We start from the raw sequence: 20635 nt of genomic DNA on the forward strand, positions 1-20635 counted from the left end.
CCTAGAATGTGGAACGGTCATATTCCACCATGTGGGATTTCTATGATTTTCGTTCTCAAATAAACAGTTCGCCGCGCATATTATTCGCTTCATCGCAATTTTTACCTCTGAGAAAATGTCCATATATAGATATGTAAGTCCAATATATGGAACTAACGGGTTTGAACGAGGCGGCAGGTCAAGTCGCCCACTGGCTCAACGCCCAGCATTATGTGCATTGATTTGGGGAGGATGGTTGATGAAGTTTTCCAGGAACGGCGCCTTGGTTTCGAGCGCCGCCATGGCTGTGTTTCTGCTTTCCGCCGGTACAGCGACCGCGCAGCAGCAGGATGCGGCGAGCGATAGCGACATCGTCGTCACCGGCATCCGCAGCAGCTTGCAGGGGGCGTTGAACGCCAAGCGCAATGCGCCGCAAGTGCTGGACGCGATTTCGGCCGAAGATATCGGCAAATTTCCCGACAAGAATATCGGCGAAGCGCTGCAGCGCGTGACCGGTGTGCAGCTTTCGCGCGCCGATGGCGAAGGCGCTGGCGTGACCATCCGCGGTGCCGACCCGTCGCTCAATCGCGTCGAAATCAATGGTACGACCGCTTTGTCCACCACGGTAGGCGGCGGCCGCGATGTCGATTTCCGCGACCTGCCCTCCGAATTCGTCAACCGGCTGGAAGTCGTCAAGTCCGCAACGGCCGACATGACGGAAGGCGGCGTCGGTGGCACCGTGCGCGTCATTACCCGGCGCCCGTTCGACAATGGTGGCAAAACCTATGTCGCCGGATCGGCGCAGGCGATCTATTCCGACATTGCCGACTATATGGACCCGCGCGTTGCCCTGATTGCCAGCGACACCTTTGCCGACGGCAAACTTGGCGTGTTGGTGTCGGGCACGTTCGAAAACCGCAATGTGGAAAGCCATCAGGCGCGTACCACCGGCTGGGTTCGGTTGGACAGCGACCGGACGACGCCGGGCTTGCAAGCCTATGATTTGAACGAAGACGGCGCGGCCGACTTCTTCCCCGACATTCCCCGTTACGTCATCAACCGCCTCGAAACGCGACGTTATGCGCTGAACGGCATTCTCGAATGGCGGCCGAGCGATGATCTGACCGCTTATATGGAGGGGAATTGGACCCGGTCCAACCAGTCGGTCACATCGCAATTCCTGCAAACAGGGACCAGTGGCGGATTGGTCGATGTCGCCAATACCGTCATTGGCCCGGACAATACCGTCACCCATCTTGAGATGATCAACAACCCGGCTTTGGCGCAGACCAGCCAGCTGGGCGTATCCTATCGCAACATATTGGGCGACATCCGGCGCACCACCTATAATCTCGCCGTGGGTGCCGATTGGACCAGCGGCAATCTGAAGCTCAGCCCCAAAATCTCCTATTCCAAGGCGCAGGCCTATAATAATGAGATCAACGCGACGGCGGCGGTGACCGGCATGTCTAGCCTGATCGTAGATTATGACAATCCCCAGCAAGCGCCCCAGATCATCCTGCCTAATGATCCGACCACGATCGCCGGGATCAACCAGCTGACCGTGCTGCGTCGCCCGCGTTACGACGATCAGGCGGAAAAAATGGCGAAGCTCGACGCCGAATATACATTCGACACGGGCTTCCTCACGTCGATCAAGGTCGGTGGTCAATATCGCGACCTGACCGTCAAGAGCCGTTTCTTCAGCCGGACGACAACGCTGAACGGCTTTAGCGACCCTGCGGTGCAGAGCCAGATCAGCGCCATTGTCGCCGGCAATGCGGGCCTTGGCACGTCGCCCTTCTTCAACACCGGAAATCTGGGCTTCGATGGCGGCTATACAGGCTGGTTGAACATGACCCAGGCGGTCGCGGATGCGGTCGGGGTGCCCGACCCGTTCGCGCCCGGTGGCTGCCCCGCCAATGCGGATGGCACTTGCCAGGTCTTCACCGACACATGGGAAGTCGGCGAGCGCAATATTGCTGGCTATGCGCAGGCATCATTCGCCTTTGATGTCGGATCGGTCGCGGTCAGCGGCGTCGCCGGTGCGCGGGTCGTCAATACGCAGGTCGATACGTCCGGTTTCCTGCGGACGGCGCGGCCAGGCGGTCAGCCCGCGCTGATCAGCCCGGTTGCCTTTGACAGCAAGAACACCGAGTTCCTGCCATCCATCAACCTCAAAGCCGAACTGATCCCGAACACGCTGATGGCGCGTTTGACGGCCAGCGAAGTGATGGCCCGACCACTGCCGCAGCAGCTTGCTCCGCGGTTCACCCTGGATGTCGTGGGCCTGTCGGGTTCACGCGGCAATCCCGCGCTCCAGCCGTTCCGGGCACGCCAATATGATGCGGGTCTGGAATATTATATCAACAAGACGAGCTTTGCCTCGGTCACCTATTTCCGCAAGGAAATCGGTTCCTTCATCCAGAATACGACGGAGCCGTTCACGGACGCCAATGGTGTCACCTATGCGATCACGGTGCCCAGCAACGGAACGCAGAAGGTGACGATCAACGGCATCGAAGCGGGCGCACAGGTCGCGTTCGATTTCATCAACGTGCCTGTGGTCAAACATATGGGCGTGATCGCGAACTTCACTTACTCGAAGGATAGCGGTTATGAAGGCAAGGACTTCTTCACCGGCGATTCCCTGCCGTTCCAGGGTCTGTCCCGCAAAAGCTACAATATTTCGGCCTATTATGAGGATGATGTCTTCAGCATCCGTGGCGCCTATAATTGGCGCTCGAAATATCTGATCACGGCGGTCGGGCGTGGCAACAACCCCGAATTCGGCGAAGCCTATGGCCAGCTGGACGCATCGCTCAACCTCAATCTGATGAAGGATGTCTCGCTGTTCCTCGAAGGCGTCAACTTGCTCGATGCCACGCGCAAGGAGAATGCCAACAGCATCTATCGCCGCACGATCATCGAAACCTTCGGGCGTCGTGTCTATGGCGGCATTCGGTTCAAGCTCTGATCCGCTCCCCCGTGGTTCCCCTTCTGGACCACGGCTCTTGCTGCGGGATCTCCCCCTTCTCCCGATCCCGCAGCATTTCTTTGTTCAGCCTGAACCGGGAATAGCGCCATGTTCGACCGCCGCACGATGCTGATGTCGCTGATGCTGGCACCGGTCGCCGCACGCGCGGATGGCGGACGCACCGTTTCGGGCGATGATTTTCGCGGCGGCCTCAAACAGTGGAGGATGGAAGCGATCGGCGATGCCCGCGTCTCGGCACGGGATGGCATTTTGGACATCGACGCCCCCGCCGGGGTCACGCTCTGGTTTCTGCCCGCCCTCGTGGCACCCGTCGCGATCCGCTATGAGGTGCGCGCCGTGGCGCAGGGCGGACCCCATGACGCGGTCAGCGACGTCAACGCCTTCTGGATGGCGACCGACCCTGCCGTGCCAGATGGGTCGGTGCTGGGCCGACGGCGCAGCGGCGCGTTCGAGGATTATGATAGGCTGAAGACCTATTATGTCGGTATCGGCGGCAACCGCAACAGCACGACGCGGATGCGCCGCTATGTCGGCCGGGTGGGGGAACGACCGTTGCTGCCCGACCATGACCGACTGGCAAAGGCGGACATGCTGACACCCAACGCCTGGTTCGCCATTGGCCTGATCGCCAACGGCCATCATATCGCGGTCGAGCGCGATGGCGCGCCCCTGTTCGAGATGGACGACCCCGCCCCCTATCGCCGTGGTCATTTCGGGCTGCGCACCACGCAGAGCCACATTCAGGTCCGCAACCTGACCATCACCCATGGCTGACAAAAGGAGCGGAACGCCGATGAAGACCGGGATCATAGTCAGCCGCCGGGACAGCCTGAGGCTTGGCCTGCTGACCGGCGCTTCGGCGCTCCTGCCTGCCGCTGCACGGCCCGCGAACGTGCGCGGCGGCAGCGTGCCGTCGACGCCCGTGCGCTGGATCGACGATGCCGCGCCGCCGCTTTCGCTTGGCCAGACCTTTGGCGTGCCATGGCCGCAAGGGGCATTGCGCGCCGGAGTCGCCCTGTCCGTCAAGGACGCCGAGGGCAAGGCTCTGCCATCGCAGCATTGGCCCTTGGCCACTTGGCCGGATGGATCGCTCAAATGGACCGCACACGCGCTGCCAGCCGGAGACACCCCGTCGGCAAGCATGACGGTCGTCCAGGGCAAGCCCGTCGCGCCCCCCGCGCCGGTCCTGTTGCGCGAAACGGCCGACCGGATCGTCATCACCGTCGGCTCGGTCCAGTGGACGATCGGCACGTCGGGCAATTCGATCATCCACTCGGCCAAAGCAGGCGAGCGGACCGTCATGGGATCGCTGGCGCTGATCGCCAGCGTGGACAGCGCACCGCAAGGTGGCGAGCGCAGCCATTTCACCGGCCGGATCGACAAGGCGACGGTCGAACAAAAGGGGCCGGTGCGCGCCGTCGTAAAACTGGAAGGGATGCATGAGGGGCAGGGGCGCGCCTGGCTGCCGTTTGTCGTCCGCCTTTATGCCTATGCAGGGGCCGATCATCTGCGCGTCGTGCATAGTTTCATCTTCGACGGCGATCCGGCCAGGGATTTCATCAGCGGCCTCGGCCTGCAGGCGCAGGTGCCGATTGATGCTGCGCCGCACGACCGTCATGTGCGGATCAGCACGGGCGCAGACGCCCTGTTCAGCGAGGCGGTCCGGCCGCTGACCGGCCTGCGCCGCGATCCGGGTGCGGCCGCGCGCAAGGCGCAGATTGCGGGCCAAGCCGTGGCTATCGACGCCATGGCACCGACGGTCCGCAATCTGCTCGGCCGCATCCCGACCTGGGGCGATTTCACGCTGAGCCAGCTCTCCGCCGACGGCTTTACCATCACCAAGCGGACCAAGGCCGGGCAGGCGTGGATCGATGCGACATCGGGAACGCGCTCGCAGGGCCTTGGCTATGTCGGATCGCCCACCGGGGGCGTCGCGATCGCGGCGCGCTATTTCTGGCAGCGGCATCCCGCGCAGATCGACATTAGCGGGGCCGACACGGACCAGGCGTCGCTCACCGCCTGGCTCTGGTCCTCCAACGCACAGCCGATGGACATGCGCCCTTACAGGGACGTCATGGGCATGGAAGCCTATGCCGCCCAGAATGAAGGGCTGGACATCACCTATGAGGATTATGAGCCCGGCTGGGATAGCGCGACCGGCGCGGCCCGCACCAGCGAACTGACACTCTGGGCCTGCGCGGCAACGCCCGACGCGGCGCATCTGGCGGCGATGGCGCAAGCCAATGCGACGCCGCCGCAACTGATGGTGACGCCCGAACGCATTCACGCGGCCGACGTGCTGGGCATTTGGAGCCTGCCCGACCGATCCAGCCCGCTGAAGGCGCGGATCGAGGATCAACTGGTCAATCTGGTCGATTTCTATGCCGAAGAGGTCGACCGGCGCGGCTGGTATGGCTTCTGGAACCATGGCGATGTCATGCACACATATGACGAGGATCGGCACGTCTGGCGCTATGATATTGGCGGCTATGCCTGGGCCAATAGCGAATTGTCGCCCGACCTGTGGCTTTGGTATGACGTGCTGCGCAGCGGCCGGGCGCGTGCATTCCGCCTCGCCGAAGCGATGACCCGCCATACCGGCGAGGTCGATGTCTATCATCTTGGTCGCTTTGCGGGCCTTGGCACGCGACATGGCGTCCAGCATTGGAGCGACAGCTCCAAACAGCCGCGTGTCAGCAACGCCGCCTATCGTCGCATCTTCTATTATCTGACCGGCGATGAACGGGTCGGCGACCTGATGCGCGCTTTGGTTCCCTCGGACCAGGCGCTGACCCATGTCGAGATCGGCCGCAAGGTGCCCGGTGCCGAGCGCAAGACCCTCCCCGAAGGCGTCGTGGATTTCAGTTTCGGCACCGTCTGGGGGTCGCTTGCGGCGGCCTGGCTGACGGAATGGGAACGGACGGGCGACGTGCGGTGGCGGGACCGGCTGGTCGCCGGCATGGATAGTATCGGGCGATTGAAATATGGCTGGCTGGCGGGCAGCGCCCCCTATGATCTCAAATCCGGGCGCTTCATCGGGCCGGGCGACAATATATCCATCTCGCATCTCAACGCCGTATTCGGCGCGTTTGAAGTGAATGCCGAATTGCTCCAACTGATCGACGTGCCGCGCTATCGGGCGGCATGGCTGGACTATTGCCGCTGGTTCAACGCCTCGCCGCAGGAATGGGAAGCCCATTTTTCTCTGCCCTTCGGCAAGCGGAACCTGAAGGAAGGGCATTCCCGCCTGACGGCTTATGTCGCACGGGAAACCGGCGATGCCGCGCTATCGACACGCGCCGCGCGGGAATTTTTGGGCGGCGAGGCCGGATTGGGGCTGTCGGATGGCGACCCACGGGTCGCCCATAGCGGCCCCGATTTCGTCGGCCCGACCGTCGAGTGGCCTGGGGTCTCCACCAACGCCGCATCGCAATGGGGATTGGCGGCGATCCAGAATCTGGCACTCATTCCCGACGCACTGGAATGGGCTGCCGCAGAAAAGAGGAATTGAGGATGCGCAAAGCGATGATCGGATGGGCCGCGATGGCGGCGGTTGGCCTCGCCGGGGCCGTGCAGGCAAAGCCGGCCGCCGAATGGATCGACCAGACGACCGGACACCGTGTCCTGCGGCTGACCGACCAGCCGGGCAGCGCCAGCCTCTATTTCCACCAGAACAGCTATACGCCCCAGGGCGACAAGATGGTGATATCGACGCCGGACGGCATCGCGGTGATGACGCTGGCCGACTGGACCATCAAGCCGCTGGTCAGGGGCAAGGATCTGCAATTGCTGTTCACCGGGCGCAAGACCCGCACGGCCTATTATGCCAGCCGCAAGCGCGGCGATGGGGCGGGGGGCACCACCATCTTCATGGCGGATATCGACAGCGGCAAGACCCGCAAAATCGCGACGGTCGATGGCGGTTCGATAGGGTCGATCAATGCTGACGAGACGCTGCTGCTTGGCCAATGGGCCGCCAGCGACAAGCCGCTGCAGCCCGATGGCACGCAAAAGGCCGGAACGCCGGAGATCAAGCAGACCTTCGGCCAGGCCCATTATGCCGCCAATGGACCGGACGGAAAGCCGCTCAGCTTTGCCGAGGCCAAGGAAGTGCGCCTGAACGAGCGGCTGGAAGCGAAAATCCCGATGGAGATATTCACCATCGACATCCGCACGGGCGAGCGGAAGGTCGTCGTCGCCTCGACGGATTGGCTCAACCATATCCAATTTTCGCCGACCGATCCCGGCCTCATCATGTATTGCCACGAAGGGCCGTGGCACAAGGTCGACCGGATCTGGACGATCCGCACCGATGGCAGTGGCAAACAGTTGATCCACAAGCGGATCATGAACATGGAAATTGCGGGCCATGAGTTCTTCTCACCCGATGGCGCCTGGATCTGGTACGATCTGCAGACGCCACGCGGCGAAGTCTTCTGGCTGGCGGGCTATGAGATCGCCACCGGACGGCGGCAATGGTATCATGTCGATCGCAACCAATGGTCGGTCCATTATAATCAGGCGCCCGACATGCGCCATTTTTCAGGCGATGGCGGCGATAGCGAGATGGTCGCCCATGCGCCCGATGGCAAATATCTCTACCTCTTCACCCCGCGCGCCATACCCGATGTCGCCGGCATCCACGCGGACAACGCCGCCGACCTGATCGCGCCGGGGACGTTCGGGGTCGAAAAGATCGTGGACATGCGCAAGCATGACTATCGGCTGGAACCCAACATCACCTTCACGCCCGATGGCAAATGGATGATCTTCCGCTCCAACATGGACGGCGCGCCGCACATTTATGCCGCCGAGATAAGGAAAGGTAGCGGCTCATAGGTTTGCCGTGGCCGGGTTGGGTACTGCGCGCTGAACTGGCTCGATCCCGGCTTGCCCTTGATCCCCCGCCGCCCCGCGCCTAGACCGGCGCCATGACCCATGCCCCTTATCCGGCGCTACGCTTGCGCCGCACTCGTGCCTCGGCTTGGAGCCGGGCGATGTTTGCTGAAAACCGGTTGGCGCCTGCCGACCTGATCTGGCCGCTGTTCGTGACCGAGGGGCAGGGGGTCGAGGAACCCATCGCCGCGCTGCCCGGCGTATCGCGCTGGTCGGTGGACGGCATTGTCGACCGCGCCCGCGACGCGCGCGATGCCGGCATTCCCTGCCTTGCGCTATTCCCCAACACCCAGTCCGACCGGCGCAGCGACGATGGAGCCGAAGCGCTCAATCCCGATAATCTCATGTGCCGCGCCATCCGCGCGATCAAGGATGCAGTGCCCGACATCGGCATCCTGACCGATGTGGCGCTCGACCCCTATACCGCCCATGGCCAGGACGGGCTGCTCGACGGCACCGGCTATGTCGTCAATGACGCCACAGTCGATGTGCTGATCGGCCAGTCGCTCAACCAGGCGGCGGCGGGCGCAGACATTATCGCGCCGAGCGACATGATGGATGGCCGGGTGGGCGCGATCCGCGCGGCGTTGGAAGAAAGCGGCCACGCCAATGTCCAGATCATGGCCTATGCCGCCAAATATGCGAGTGCCTTTTATGGCCCCTTCCGCGACGCGGTGGGCTCGCGCGGGCTGCTGAAAGGCGACAAGAAAAATTACCAGATGGACCCGGCCAATAGCGAGGAAGCCTTGCGCGAAGTGGCGCTCGACCTGGCCGAAGGGGCGGATAGCGTGATGATCAAGCCCGGCCTGCCTTATCTCGACATCGTCCGACGGGTGAAGGAACGGTTCGAAGTGCCGGTCTTCGCTTACCAGGTGTCGGGCGAATATGCGATGATCGAACATGCCGCGGCTGCGGGCGCGGGGGACCGCGACGCGCTGATCCTCGAAACGCTGATGGCGTTCAAGCGGGCGGGCTGTTCCGGGGTGCTGACCTATCATGCGCTGCACGCCGCGCGCCTGCTGGGTGCGTAGGATGCGCGACTACCCCGATGCCTCCATCATCCCCTTCAACGGCAAGGCACCGCTGATCCACCCCAGCGCCTTCATCGCGCCGGGATGTCGCATCATCGGCGATGTCGAGATCGGCGAGGATGCCAGCATTTGGTATAATTGCGTCATTCGCGCCGATGTGAACCAGATACGGATCGGCGCGCGCAGCAATGTGCAGGACGGCAGCGTGATCCATTGCGACAGCCCCGGCGATGGCATCAGCCGTCCTACCGAAGGCTGGCCGACGATCATCGGTGAAGATGTGCTGATCGGCCATATGGCGATGATCCATGGCTGCACCCTGCAGGATCGGTCCTTTGTCGGACTGGGCGCGATCGTCATGGATGGCTGCGTGGTCGAAAGCGACGGGATGCTGGCGGCGGGTGCATTGCTCTCGCCGGGCAAGACGCTGCCCCATCGCCAGCTATGGGCGGGACGTCCGGCCAAATATATGCGCGACCTGTCGGATGATGCGCTGGTCCAGTTGCGCGGCGGGGCGGACCGCTATGTCCATTATGCCAAGGCGCATAAGGGCGCGGTGAAGGAGGCCCTGGACTGACGGCTGGTCAGGGCTGCGCGAGGCGGCCCTTCATTCCGTCGATTCGGTCATTCTGACTGTCCACCATCGCCAGCGTCGCGACGCGGGCCGTGTCGATTTCGGCCAGGCCGCCCCGTTCGCGGCCATCGGCAATGGCATTGCTGCGCTGGACATAGAGGGTGTCGAGGCTGGCGAGCGCCGACACGCTGTCGTTGCGCGCCGCTTCGAGCGCGCTGATCGCGACTTGCGCCGCAACCCAGGCATCACTTGATACACCGGCGCCTGATGCGGCCTTTGCTGCCCGATCGGCCCGGACAAAGGCGTCATCGAAGGCGCTGCGCCCCTTGTCCGCCTGCGCCACATAGCGGGCAATTTCCGCCGTCAGCGGCGCATCGGCTGCGATCGGGGCAGGGGGCGGCGCGATCTCCGCCATCGGCGCGCCCTCCACCGCCCGCTTGGCAAGCGATGGATAGCCTTGCTGCGATCCGGTACAACCGGACAGCAGCAGGGCAAGCGTGGCAAGAAGGCGGCGCGGGTTCATAGCGTCCATCTAGGCAAGCGGGCGGGCAGGCGCAATGGCGTCAGCGGGGAAGCGCAGCGGCTTCCCTCGCCAGCGCCTCGATCTTTGCGCCATCGACTGGCCCCTTGGGCACGATCCAGCTGCCGCCAACGCATTTGATGAAGGGCTGGGCGAGCCATTCGGGCGCGGATTTGGCGGTGATGCCGCCGGTCGGGCAAAAACGCGCCATGTGCAACGGCGCGGCCAAGGCCTTGAGCGCGGGCAGGCCGCCGGATGTTTCGGCGGGGAAGAATTTGAAATGGGTCAGCCCCATGTCCAGCCCCCGCATGATGTCGCCCGCCGTTGCCGTGCCGGGCAGGAAGGGGATTTTCGCCGCGATCGCTGCCTTGCCCAAGGGCTTGGTGAGGCCGGGGCTGACGATGAAGCGCGCGCCCGCTTCCATCGCGGCATCGAGATCGGCGGGGTTCAGCACCGTGCCCGCGCCGACGATCGCCCCCTCGACCTTGCTCATCTCGCGGATGACATCCAGCGCAGCGGGGGTGCGCAGCGTCACTTCCAGCGCGGGCAGACCGCCCGCGACCAGCGCGCGCGCGATGGTGAGCGCATCTTCCACCCGATCGACCACCAACACCGGAATGACCGGGGCGAGTTCCATCACCTGTTCGACGGTCAGCTTGCTCATTTCTTCATCTCCCTAAAGGCGGCAGCGGCCCCGAACAGGCCGATTTCATCATGGACGGCCAGGCGGATTGGCACGCTCGCCATCAGGCTTTCGAACCGGCCCTTGGCCTTGAAACGGGTATGGAAACCACTGTGCGGCAGGAAGTCGCGCATCCGCTGCGTCAGCCCGCCTGCCAGCACGACGGCATGGGGTCCGTGCGCCAGCGCCAGGTCGCCCGCGACCGACCCGTAGCACAAGCAAAAGCGTTCAAGCGCGGCGCGGGCGAAAGGATCGGTCCCATCAAGCGCGCTCTGCCACAATTCGGGGTCTTCCATCAGCATGACACGATCATGGCCGATCGTCGCCATCGCCTTGTAGATATAGTTGAGGCCTGGCCCCGACACGATCCGTTCGGTCGAGACGCGCAGGAATTTGTCGCGCAGGTAAGAGAGGATCTTCTCCTCCATATGATCAAGCGGCGCGAAGTCAAGATGCCCGCCTTCGGTCGCGATCACATGGGGATGCCCCTCATCATAGGCGATCATCGCGACGCCAAGGCCCGTGCCGGGGCCAAGGATCGTCACCCCGCCATCGCGCGGGAAGGGCCGGTCCTCGCCGAACAGCAACGGCAGATTCTCGTCGGGCAGACGGGACACGGCATGGGCCACGGCCTCGAAATCATTGACCAGCCGCACCTGGCTCACGCCCAGATCTTCGGCCAGCGTGTCGGCGCGGATCACCCAATTGCTGTTGGTCAGCTTGATGACGTCGCGCCCGATCGCGGTGGCAAAGGCGATGGCGGCGGCGTCCGGCAGCGGCGTGGGGTCAGCCGCCGTCTCGTCATCGACGAAAGCCTGCCAGCAGGATTGCAGGCTCGGATAGTCGGCAACCTTATATTTGCGCACGGTGCCGAGCGTCGGCACGCCGCGGTCGTCGAGCGATGCACGGGCGAAGCGCGCATTGGTGCCGCCAATGTCGGCGGCGATGATGTCGGTCATGGTCAGGCCCCTCAAACATATTCTGGTCGTCATCCCCGCGAAAGCGGGGATCCATCTCCGGCCTTGGCCTTGGCCGCAACGCTGGGAGATGGGTTCCCGCCTTCGCGGGAATGACGGCGGTTAGTGGGTCAAAGCTCGGTTTCCATCGCGGCGAGCAGCGGCGATGCGCCCTGTTCCGCCAGATCGCTATGATGGCGGAACAGCGCGAACAGCTCCCGGCCCGTATCATAGGGCGCGGGCGGGGCAGGCGGCATATCGCGCGCGTCCCACTCCGCTGCATCGACCAGCGCCTCGATCACGCCCTGCTGCGCGCAGACCCGCACGATGTCGCCATCGCGCAGCTTGGCGATGGCACCGCCGCCAAGGGCTTCGGGCGACAGATGGATGGCGGCGGGCACCTTGCCGGATGCGCCGGACATGCGCCCGTCGGTGACCAGCGCGACCTTGAACCCACGATCCTGCAGCACCCCCAGCGCCGGGGTCAGCTTGTGCAGTTCAGGCATGCCATTTGCCCTTGGCCCCTGGAAGCGGACGACGACCACGACATCCCGCTCCAGTTCACCCGCCTTGAACGCGCGCAGCACATCGTCCTGCGTATGGAAGACGGCGGCGGGCGCTTCGATCGTCCACAGCGCCGGATCGACCGCGCTGACCTTCATCACGCAGCGGCCAAGATTGCCCGCCAGCAAGCGCATGCCGCCATCCGCGCTGAACGGATTGGACACGGGCCGCAGCATATTCTCGTCGCGCGATACGGGCACGTCGCGCCATTGCAGCGCTTCGTCCTCCAGCACCGGCTCCTTACCATAGTCGGTCAGGTCGCCGCGCGCGACGGTCAGGATGTCGCGGTGGAGCAGGCCACTATCCAGCAGCTCGCGGATGATGAAGCTCATGCCGCCTGCCGCATGAAAATGGTTCACATCGCCCGATCCATTGGGATAGACCCGCGCCAGCAGCGGCACGACGTCGGAGATCTCGGCAAAATCGGTCCAATCGATGCTGATACCAGCGGCCCGCGCAATCGCGGGCAGGTGAATCGCATGGTTGGTCGAGCCACCGGTCGCCATCAGGCCGATGATGGCGTTGACGATCGCCTTTTCATCGACGCAATGGCCGAGCGGGCGATAATCCTCGCCGTCCCACCCGATGCTGGTGAGCCGATGCGTGGCCGCACGGGTCAGTTCGCTGCGCAGCTTCGTGCCCGGATTGACGAAGGAGGCGCAGGGCATGTGCAACCCCATCACTTCCATCATCATCTGGTTGGAGTTGGCCGTGCCATAGAAAGTGCAGGTGCCCGCGCCATGATAGCTGGCGCTTTCGGACTCCAGCAATTCATCGCGGCCGACTTTTCCTTCGGCATAGAGCTGACGGATGCGGACCTTTTCCTTGTTGGCGAGGCCGGATGGCATCGGCCCGGCGGGAATGAGGATGGTGGGCAGATGGCCAAAGCGCAGCGCCCCCATCAACAGCCCCGGCACGATCTTGTCGCAAATGCCGAGCAGCGCGACGCCTTCGAACATCGCATGGCTGAGCGACACGGCAGTCGACAGCGCGATGGTGTCGCGGCTGAACAGCGACAATTCCATGCCCGACTGGCCCTGCGTCACGCCATCGCACATGGCGGGCACGCCGCCTGCGACCTGCGCCGTTGCGCCGACTTCGCGCGCCGCAATCTTGATCTGTTCGGGGTAGCGGCCATAGGGCTGATGCGCCGACAGCATATCGTTATAGGCGGTGACGATGCCGATATTCATCGCCTGGCCTGTGCGGATCGCTGGCTTGTCCTCGCCGCTGGCGGCAAAGCCATGGGCCAGATTGCCGCAGGACAGTTGATCGCGATTGGTGCCCGCTTCGCGACCGCGCTCGATCAGGTCGAGATAAGCGCGCCGCCGCTTGGCGCTGCGCGCGACGATGCGCTCGGTCACCTTGGCGATTACGGGGTTTAGTTCACTCATGCCAGCTTGCTCCGTCACGTTCGATAAGGGCAATGGCCGATGACGGCCCCCAGTTCCCCGATGAATAGGCGGCGGGCTTCATATTGGCGTCCTTCCACCCGTCGATGATCGAATCGATCCATGTCCATTGCGCCTCCACCTCGTCACGGCGCACGAATAGCGTCTGGTCCCCCGCCAGCAGGTCCAGGATCAGCCGTTCATAGGCGATCCGGCGACGCTGTCCGGCAAAGGCAGCGGTCAGCGATACGTCCAGCGTCACCTCGTCCAGCAACACCTGCCGCTCCAGCCCCGGCCGCTTCGACATGATGAGCAGGCGGATATATTCCTCCGGCTGCAACCGGATGATCAGCGTGTTCGGCTCCAGTCCGGTCCCATGCCCGTCGCGGCCGAAGATGGAGTGGCGCACCGGCTTGAACTGGATCATGATTTCGGACTGGCGCGCGGGCATCCGCTTGCCGGTTCGCAGGTAGAAGGGCACGCCCTGCCACCGCCAATTGTCGATATGCGCCTTCAAGGCCACGAAGGTTTCGGTGTCCGATGGCTGGCCCAGTTCGTCGGCATAGCCGGTCACGATCTGGCCACCGACCGCGCCCGGCGTATATTGGCCGCGCACGCTATGCGTCTTGACCGTTTCCGCCGTCATCGGCCGCAAAGACCGCAGCGCCTTCACCTTCTCGTCGCGCACGGCGGTCGGGTCCATGCGCGCGGGCGGCTCCATCGCGATGATCGACAGAATTTGCAGCATATGATTCTGCACCATGTCGCGCAGCGCGCCGACGCCGTCATAATAGGATACGCGGCCTTCCAAACCTACCGTTTCGCCCACGGTGATCTGCACATGATCGATCGCGGTGGCATTCCACAGCGGCTCGAACATCACATTGCCGAAACGCAGCGCCAGCAGGTTCTGGACCGTTTCCTTGCCCAGATAATGGTCGACGCGGAAAATCTGCTCTTCGGCAAACATCGCGCCGATGCCGTCATTCACCTCTTTGGACGAAGCCAGATCCTTGCCGATCGGCTTTTCCATCGCGATCCGCGTCAGCGGCGTGATAAGGCCCGCTTGCGCCAGCCCTTGCGCGGTGGGCGCGAACAGGGACGGGGGGGTGGAAAGATAGACCGACAGGCCGCGCTCCAACCGCCCATCGATCCGATCAGCCAGCGCGACGAACTGCTCGGCCTTGCCCGCCTCGACCGGCTGATAGACGATCATCTGGCCGAAGGTCTCGGCGGTCGCGGCATCATAGCGATCCGACGCCAGGAATTGGCGCAATGCGGCATCGACATCGGCCCGAAAATCCTCGTCGCTCATCGGCGACCGTGCCGACGCGACGATCAGGAAATCGTCAGGCAGCAGGCCATCCGCCAACAGATTGTAAAGCGAGGGGAAGATCATGCGGCGCGCCAGATCACCGGTGGCACCAAATAACAGGAACGTGGCAGACGATTCGGTCAAAGGATGGTCCTTCTCCGTTGAAATTATCTATGTCTGCACGAAGCGGCACTTATAACGCGGGCGGATCATAGCGCAAGTCAGGCTATCGCCCCTTGGCCCGCATCGCAACATATGCCGAAAACCGCCGCCAATTGATGTTGGCGACAGCCAAAGCCATTTTCGGCTGGACGCCCGCGTCGGATTTTGCCATTTGGCCTCTCCCAGCCGTGCGGGCGTGGTGAAACTGGTAGACGCGCCGGACTCAAAATCCGGTTCCGCAAGGAGTGTCGGTTCGATTCCGACCGCCCGCACCAAATATGATCAGACTGATGATCATACCGGATGAACAGCAAAATCTTTTCAATAGCCTACCGCATATCCCATGCGGCGGGGATCGCTGCCGCCCATGCGTGCGCCGGACGGGTCGACCATGACGCCCTGGATGCTGCCGATGGCGAAGGCGCCGACCATCTCGACGCTATGGCCTTTGGCCTTCAACGCCGAGACATCCGCGGGCGCGAAACGGTCTTCCAATTGTATGGTGATGGCAGCACCCGGCTTGTAGAAACTGGGTTTGGCATTGAGCGCGAAGCGGGGCGCTTCTATCGCCTGCTGGATCGGCATGCCGAGGTCGAGGGCGTTGACGAGGAACTGGAACTGGGTCTGCCCGATCGTCTCGCCGCCTGGCGTGCCGCACACCAGCTTCAATTGCCCCTTGTCCAGCACGATGATGGGGCCGTTGCCGAGCAGCGCACGCTTGCCCGGTGCCACGGCATTGGGATGACCGGGATAGGGTGCCGTCGATCCAACGCGCAGGCCATTGTTGCACAACAGGCCGGTGTCGCCCATCACCACCGAAGTCCCAAAGCCGCCGCCGATCGTCGTCGTGACGGCAATGGCATTGCCTTCCTTGTCCACCACCGACAGGCTCGTCGTGTCGCCGCCGCGCGTGTTTTCATCGGCGGCGGGTCGATCAGGTTGCTTGCCCGTGGCCAGTGCAGCGCCTTCGGGAAAGGCGATGGCGTGCATGCGGTCGATCAGTTTGCGTCGCGTCGCGGCGAAATCCTTGGATAGTAATGTCGCGACGGGCACATCGACGAACCGAGGATCGCCCGCGTAGCGATAGACATCAGCCTTCGTGATCTTGATCGCCTCGATCAGCAGATGCGTGAGGCTGGCGCGATCGCTGGCAAGGGACGCGAGATCCCAGCCCTCCACGATGTTGAGCTGTTCGCATAGTTCCAGCCCGGTGCGCGAGGTTAGCGGACTGCAATAAACATCCATCCCGCGATAGACGGTCGAAACGGGGTTGTCCCAGACCGGGCGATAGCTGCGCATATCCTCCATGCGCAGCCAGCCGCCATTGGCCTGCGAAAAGCGGGTCATGTCCTGCGCGATCGGGCCGATGTAGAAATGATCATAGGCGGCGGACAGCGCCTGGTCCCGGTCGGCCGCGCCTTTGAGCGCCCGCGTTTCCGCGTCGGCGAGACTTTGGAAGGTGCGCGCCAGCGGTATATTGCGGAAAATAGAACGCGGCGCAGGTGGCTGGCCATCGGGCAGGAAGATAGCCGCGCTGGTCGGATGGCGCGCCAGTACCGCTTGCTGGCGGCGGATGAACATCGCGATCGAGGCATCGAGCGGATGACCATCGCGCGCATAGCCGATGGCGGGTTCGAGCAATGTCGCCAGCGGCAGCCGCCCATATCTCTGGGCCAGCGCGATCCAGCCACCGAACGCGCCCGGCACCGCCACAGCCTTGTGCCCGCTGTCCAGTTCCTTGGGATCGACGTTCGGATCGAGCAGGGCAGGCGCACCGCCGGTAAAAGCGAGGGACTGGACCTTGCCGCTGCGCCGTTCGAAACAGGTGGCAAAACCATTGCCCGCCGCGCTCGATGCCCAGGGTTCGACCACGTTCATCACCGCCATGGCGGCAACGGCTGCGTCCGCTGCCGTGCCGCCCTGCATCAGCATGCGCGTCCCCGCCATCGCTGCCAGCGGGTGCCCCGCCGCGACCCCGCCATGGGGCATGGGCACTTCAACGCGGTGCGCCCTTGCCACCGCCGGGCTGCTGCGCGGCGCATCGGGTGCCTTGTCCCCCGACTGGGCCAGAGCCGTTCGACCGGGCAGGCCGAGCAGCGCTGCGCCCGCGAACCCCGCCGCGATCAGATCGCGACGGGCCAGACCTTCATCCCACATCAGAAGGACTTTTTGATGCTGGTGTACCAATAGCGCGCCTGCGGCTGATACAGGCTGGACAGATAGCCGCCCGACGCGAGCGGTGGATCCTTGTCGAAGATGTTGCGCGCGCCCACGGTGATCGCCGTTCCCTTCATCATGCCGCTGTCGAATTTATAGGTGGCATAGAGGTTCACGGTCGTCTGCCCCTTGACCACGAACCGGTTGCCGTCCGCATCGAACACCGCGTCCTGATAGACGTCATCGATGAACTGGGTGAAGGCACCGATGGTCACTGGGCCATAGTCCCAGGTCAGGTTGGCGGAAATGCGCCAGCGTGGCTGACCGTCGCGTCCGACGACATCGCCACCGCCGGGAACAGGCACGGCCGCGTTGATCTCGCCAGCCGCCTGACCATCGGTCACCGCCTGCACGGCAGCCGGGGCGTCGAGCTGATATTTGATGAGGCGCGCGGCATTCACGTTCAGCCCGAACTTGCCGAAGTTGGTGGTGCCGACGCGATAGTCCAGGTTGAAGTCGATGCCATCGACCTGGATCGGCAGCAGGTTCTGGAAGGGGGCCGTCACGTAGAGCAGCTCGCCCACTGGTGCCAAGCCCGTGCCCGCCACCAGCGCGATGTCGTCCGCCGTCGGTTCGCGGCGCACGACGGCGGGATTGCTGCTGCCCTGGACCCGCAGCAGATAGTCGAGATTGAGCGCATTTTGATAATCGAGCAGACCCACGACGCCCTTCTGCTTGATGCGCCAGCGATCGACGGTGAAGGTCACATTGCCCCAACCTTCGGGCAGCGGCGGCTGGAACACGGCGCCGAAGTTCCAGCTGGTGGATTCTTCGGGCTTCAGATCAGGATTGCCGCCCGACCGCCGCAGCACCGACACGTTGCGCGCGCATTGGGAGAAGCTGCTGATGCGCCCGGCGCGCAGGTCGGCTTCGCACAGCACATATTCGGTGCCGCCGTTGACGCGATCTAGCGTCGCGGTGTTGATGACTTCCAGGTTCGGCGCCCGGAAACCCTGCGACCAGGAACCGCGCAGGCGGAAGCCCTGCAACAGATCCCAGCTCGCTGCGACCTTGGGTTTGGCGACGTCACCCACATCGCTATACCGCTCATAGCGTCCGGCGATCTGGATATCGAAGGAGCGGATCATGGGGATTTCCATGTCCGGGCTGACCAAAGGCAGGGCGATTTCGGCATAGGCCGACCAGACCTTGCGCTTGCCCGATACGTCGGGGCTGGGGCTGGCCCCCATCAGGTCCGACCCGTAGAAGATGCCCGTCACGGCATCGGTGTAAGTGATATCGGTGCCTGCCACGCCACCTTGCCGGGGATCGCGATTATCGTCGAAGGTTTCACGCCGGAACTCGACGCCGGTGGCGATGCCGATGCTGTTCCCCGCCCACAGACCGATCAGATTGGCATTGGAAATCTTCAAATCCCAAAGCGCCAGCGACGTCTTGTTGCGACGGGTGGACTGGATGCGGAAGCTGTCGACGATCGCATCGGCATTGGGCGTGCCGTCACCAACCGAGGGATCAGACAGGCTGCCGCCATTGAATGGGTTATAGGCATCAGACGTCGTCTTGTTGATCGCCGCTTGCAGCAGGCTGCTGGACGTGCCGTCCATAGTGTCTTTGACCGTCGCCCAGCTATATAGCCCCGCCGACTCCCAGTTCCAGTCGCCGAACATGCCGCGCAGGCCACCGAGAATGCGATATTGCCGGTTGGTCACATTAACGTTGCGCAGCCCTACATCGACATAGTTGAGGCTGCGGATGGTAACGGGCAGTCCTTCGTCGGGGATGTTGAGGCCGGGAAGACGATTGGGCGAGCCGACAGGGCCAAAGGGGTTCCAATAGGCGTCCGCCGCCACTGTGATCGGGATGTTGGCGAGCGATCCGCCCGTGCCGATATTGGCTTCGGTCTTGCCCTGGTAGAAACCGAGTTCGCCGAAGAAATCGAGATTGTCGGTCAGTTCATAATTGATGAAGCTGAACAGGTTGATGCGCTTGACCGATGGCTGGGTGGTCAGGTCGGCAAATGTCGCATTCGGGTTGAAGCGCAGGTTGGAATCGACGTTCGCCATCTGCGTCGTGCCGCTGCCATCATCATAGCACATGCCCGGCGTACCGGCCGCAACCTGGCAACCGGCATTGGTCGATGGCTGGATGTGGAATTGGCGCGATGCATTGGTAAGCGCGACGCCATTGCTGGTGATCACTCCGGTCCCAGTGGCCTGGAACGTGCCCCAGGGTGTACTGGTCGATGTCCCGTTGAAGCTTGCATTGTTGGCAAAGGGCGTGCCCGCGACGAAGGATCGCCGGTCGGCCGTGGCCGTATAGTCCTGGTCACGCAGATAGAGTTTGGACTTTTGCGCATAGCCGCCAAAGAGCGACACATTGCCCCGGCCGCCGCCGAAATTGAATCCAACGAGGCCATTGACGGTGAATTCGCGCAAATTGGTCCCTTCCGCCCCGCCATATTGCGCGTCGAACGTGGCCCCGGTGAAATTGGATTTGAGCACATTGTTGACGACGCCGGCGACGGCATCCGATCCATAGAGCGCAGCGGCGCCATCGCGCAGCACCTCGACGCGCTCAATCGCGCCGACGGGAATGGTGTTGGCGTTGAAGCCGAAGGTCGGCACGCCGGAATCGATCACCCCGGTAATCGCCTGCGATGTGGGATGCAGCACGGTGCGGCGGCCATTGATCAGCAGCAGCGTATTGCCCTGGCCCAGGCCGCGCAGCGATACGGTGGATACGTCGCCGCGCGCGGCATTGCCCGATCCGCCACCCAGCACCTGTTCGTTGAAGGTTACGCCCCCCAGCTGCGGGATGGAACGGAACAGATCCGCGCCGGAAACGGCGGCCACGGCATCGACCTGTTCCTGACCAACCACGGTCACGGGCAGAGCGCCCGTGGTCTTCGCGCCGCGAATCTGGGTGCCGACGACGACGATTTCGGCGCGGCTTTCGCCTTGCGGTTCAGCGGGCAACCCCATGGTCGGCGCGTCCGACATGGTGCCGCCCGTCTCCAGTTGCGCAAAAGCAATCGGCTTCAAGGCCGCGACCGCGCCGGGTTCGGCGCTGAGGCTGCGATCGCGCAGGGTGACGACATTGTTGCGGTCGGAGGAGATGACGAGATCGGTGCCCCGGATGATATGCTTGAGCGCCTGACGCGCATCATGCGCGCCGTAGAGACGGGGCGTGCGGCTGTGACGCAGCTTTTTGGATGGCGCGATGATCTGCAGGCCGCTCTGCAAAGCGAAGGAGGGCAGCGTATCCACCGCGCGTCCTTCTGGCAGGTCGAAATTGCGTTGCTGGGCGCTGGCTGCCCCACTTGTCAGCGCCAGTGCAGCAGCGCTGCTCCCCAGCAGCATGGTAAAGATCTTCGTCTTGTTCATCATGTT

General features: G+C 63.4%; 13 protein-coding genes and 1 tRNA gene. 7 read left to right on the top strand and 7 right to left on the bottom strand.

The features are described from left to right. The first annotated feature begins 238 nt into the window (after positions 1-238). From BSY17_RS16710 to BSY17_RS16735, 6 genes are all read left to right on the top strand, one after another. Entirely contained in the window at positions 239-2956 is a 2718-nt protein-coding gene (locus tag BSY17_RS16710) for a TonB-dependent receptor (protein WP_069066308.1), read from the top strand. A 108-nt stretch (positions 2957-3064) separates the two neighbouring features. Next, a complete protein-coding gene (locus BSY17_RS16715) occupies positions 3065-3751 on the top strand; it encodes a DUF6250 domain-containing protein (protein WP_069066309.1) in 687 nt (228 codons plus the stop codon). Between the two features lie 19 nt (positions 3752-3770). Further along, positions 3771-6488, top strand: a complete 2718-nt coding sequence (locus BSY17_RS16720) for an exo-rhamnogalacturonan lyase family protein (protein WP_069066310.1) — start codon at positions 3771-3773, stop codon at positions 6486-6488. Positions 6489-6490: 2 nt separating this feature from the next. Then, complete coding sequence (locus tag BSY17_RS16725) at positions 6491-7816, top strand: oligogalacturonate lyase family protein (protein ID WP_069066311.1); 1326 nt, start codon at positions 6491-6493, stop codon at positions 7814-7816. A gap of 92 nt (positions 7817-7908) precedes the next feature. After that, on the top strand, positions 7909-8904 hold the full coding sequence (gene hemB, locus BSY17_RS16730) for a porphobilinogen synthase (protein ID WP_069066312.1): 996 nt from the start codon (positions 7909-7911) through the stop codon (positions 8902-8904). Position 8905: 1 nt separating this feature from the next. Continuing rightward, entirely contained in the window at positions 8906-9481 is a 576-nt protein-coding gene (locus BSY17_RS16735; RefSeq protein WP_069066313.1) for a gamma carbonic anhydrase family protein, read from the top strand. Positions 9482-9488: 7 nt separating this feature from the next. On the opposite strand, the gene BSY17_RS16740 is transcribed toward BSY17_RS16735, so the two are convergent. The 5 genes from BSY17_RS16740 to zwf form a co-directional block, all read right to left on the bottom strand. Further along, on the bottom strand, positions 9489-10001 hold the full coding sequence (locus tag BSY17_RS16740) for a hypothetical protein (protein ID WP_069066314.1): 513 nt from the start codon (positions 9999-10001) through the stop codon (positions 9489-9491). 40 nt (positions 10002-10041) lie between these two features. After that, positions 10042-10662 (bottom strand): bifunctional 4-hydroxy-2-oxoglutarate aldolase/2-dehydro-3-deoxy-phosphogluconate aldolase, encoded by a 621-nt coding sequence (eda, locus tag BSY17_RS16745; protein WP_069066315.1) that lies wholly within the window; start codon positions 10660-10662, stop codon positions 10042-10044. Continuing rightward, positions 10659-11639, bottom strand: a complete 981-nt coding sequence (gene glk / locus BSY17_RS16750; RefSeq protein WP_069066316.1) for a glucokinase — start codon at positions 11637-11639, stop codon at positions 10659-10661. Before glk ends, eda begins: the two co-directional genes overlap by 4 nt. Before the next feature lie 128 nt (positions 11640-11767). Continuing rightward, positions 11768-13594, bottom strand: a complete 1827-nt coding sequence (edd, locus tag BSY17_RS16755; protein WP_069066317.1) for a phosphogluconate dehydratase — start codon at positions 13592-13594, stop codon at positions 11768-11770. Next, positions 13587-15050 carry a glucose-6-phosphate dehydrogenase gene (gene zwf, locus BSY17_RS16760; protein WP_069066318.1) on the bottom strand — a complete coding sequence of 488 codons (1464 nt, stop codon included), beginning with the start codon at positions 15048-15050 and terminating at the stop codon, positions 13587-13589. The genes edd and zwf overlap by 8 nt, the downstream gene beginning before the upstream one ends. A 208-nt stretch (positions 15051-15258) precedes the next feature. Here zwf and BSY17_RS16765 point away from each other — a divergent pair. Then, positions 15259-15343: transfer RNA gene (locus BSY17_RS16765), tRNA-Leu, on the top strand. 46 nt (positions 15344-15389) lie between these two features. Here the strand turns inward: BSY17_RS16765 and BSY17_RS16770 are convergent. Both BSY17_RS16770 and BSY17_RS16775 read right to left on the bottom strand, forming a co-directional pair. Beyond that, the gene (locus tag BSY17_RS16770) at positions 15390-17225 is read right to left on the bottom strand and encodes a gamma-glutamyltransferase family protein (RefSeq protein WP_069066319.1); all 1836 of its coding nucleotides are present in this window, start codon (positions 17223-17225) and stop codon (positions 15390-15392) included. Then, positions 17225-20245, bottom strand: a complete 3021-nt coding sequence (locus BSY17_RS16775) for a TonB-dependent receptor domain-containing protein (RefSeq protein WP_069067041.1) — start codon at positions 20243-20245, stop codon at positions 17225-17227. The genes BSY17_RS16770 and BSY17_RS16775 overlap by 1 nt, the downstream gene beginning before the upstream one ends. Between the last annotated feature and the right edge of the window lie 390 nt (positions 20246-20635).

It is taken from the genome of Sphingobium sp. RAC03 (assembly GCF_001713415.1).
Lineage (GTDB): Bacteria > Pseudomonadota > Alphaproteobacteria > Sphingomonadales > Sphingomonadaceae > Sphingobium.

Bases quoted from the DNA above. Each gene is read 5' to 3' on its own strand.
- BSY17_RS16740 (WP_069066314.1), bottom strand. From the start codon at position 10,001: ATGAACCCGCGCCGCCTTCTTGCCACGCTTGCCCTGCTGCTGTCCGGT.
- BSY17_RS16775 (WP_069067041.1), bottom strand. From the start codon at position 20,245: ATGTCGGACGCGCCGACCATGGGGTTGCCCGCTGAACCGCAAGGCGAA.
- BSY17_RS16710 (WP_069066308.1), top strand. From the start codon at position 239: ATGAAGTTTTCCAGGAACGGCGCCTTGGTTTCGAGCGCCGCCATGGCT.
- hemB (WP_069066312.1), top strand. From the start codon at position 7,909: ATGACCCATGCCCCTTATCCGGCGCTACGCTTGCGCCGCACTCGTGCC.
- edd (WP_069066317.1), bottom strand. From the start codon at position 13,594: ATGAGTGAACTAAACCCCGTAATCGCCAAGGTGACCGAGCGCATCGTC.
- glk (WP_069066316.1), bottom strand. From the start codon at position 11,639: ATGACCGACATCATCGCCGCCGACATTGGCGGCACCAATGCGCGCTTC.
- BSY17_RS16770 (WP_069066319.1), bottom strand. From the start codon at position 17,225: ATGTGGGATGAAGGTCTGGCCCGTCGCGATCTGATCGCGGCGGGGTTC.
- BSY17_RS16725 (WP_069066311.1), top strand. From the start codon at position 6,491: ATGCGCAAAGCGATGATCGGATGGGCCGCGATGGCGGCGGTTGGCCTC.
- BSY17_RS16720 (WP_069066310.1), top strand. From the start codon at position 3,771: ATGAAGACCGGGATCATAGTCAGCCGCCGGGACAGCCTGAGGCTTGGC.
- BSY17_RS16735 (WP_069066313.1), top strand. From the start codon at position 8,906: ATGCGCGACTACCCCGATGCCTCCATCATCCCCTTCAACGGCAAGGCA.
- BSY17_RS16715 (WP_069066309.1), top strand. From the start codon at position 3,065: ATGTTCGACCGCCGCACGATGCTGATGTCGCTGATGCTGGCACCGGTC.
- eda (WP_069066315.1), bottom strand. From the start codon at position 10,662: ATGAGCAAGCTGACCGTCGAACAGGTGATGGAACTCGCCCCGGTCATT.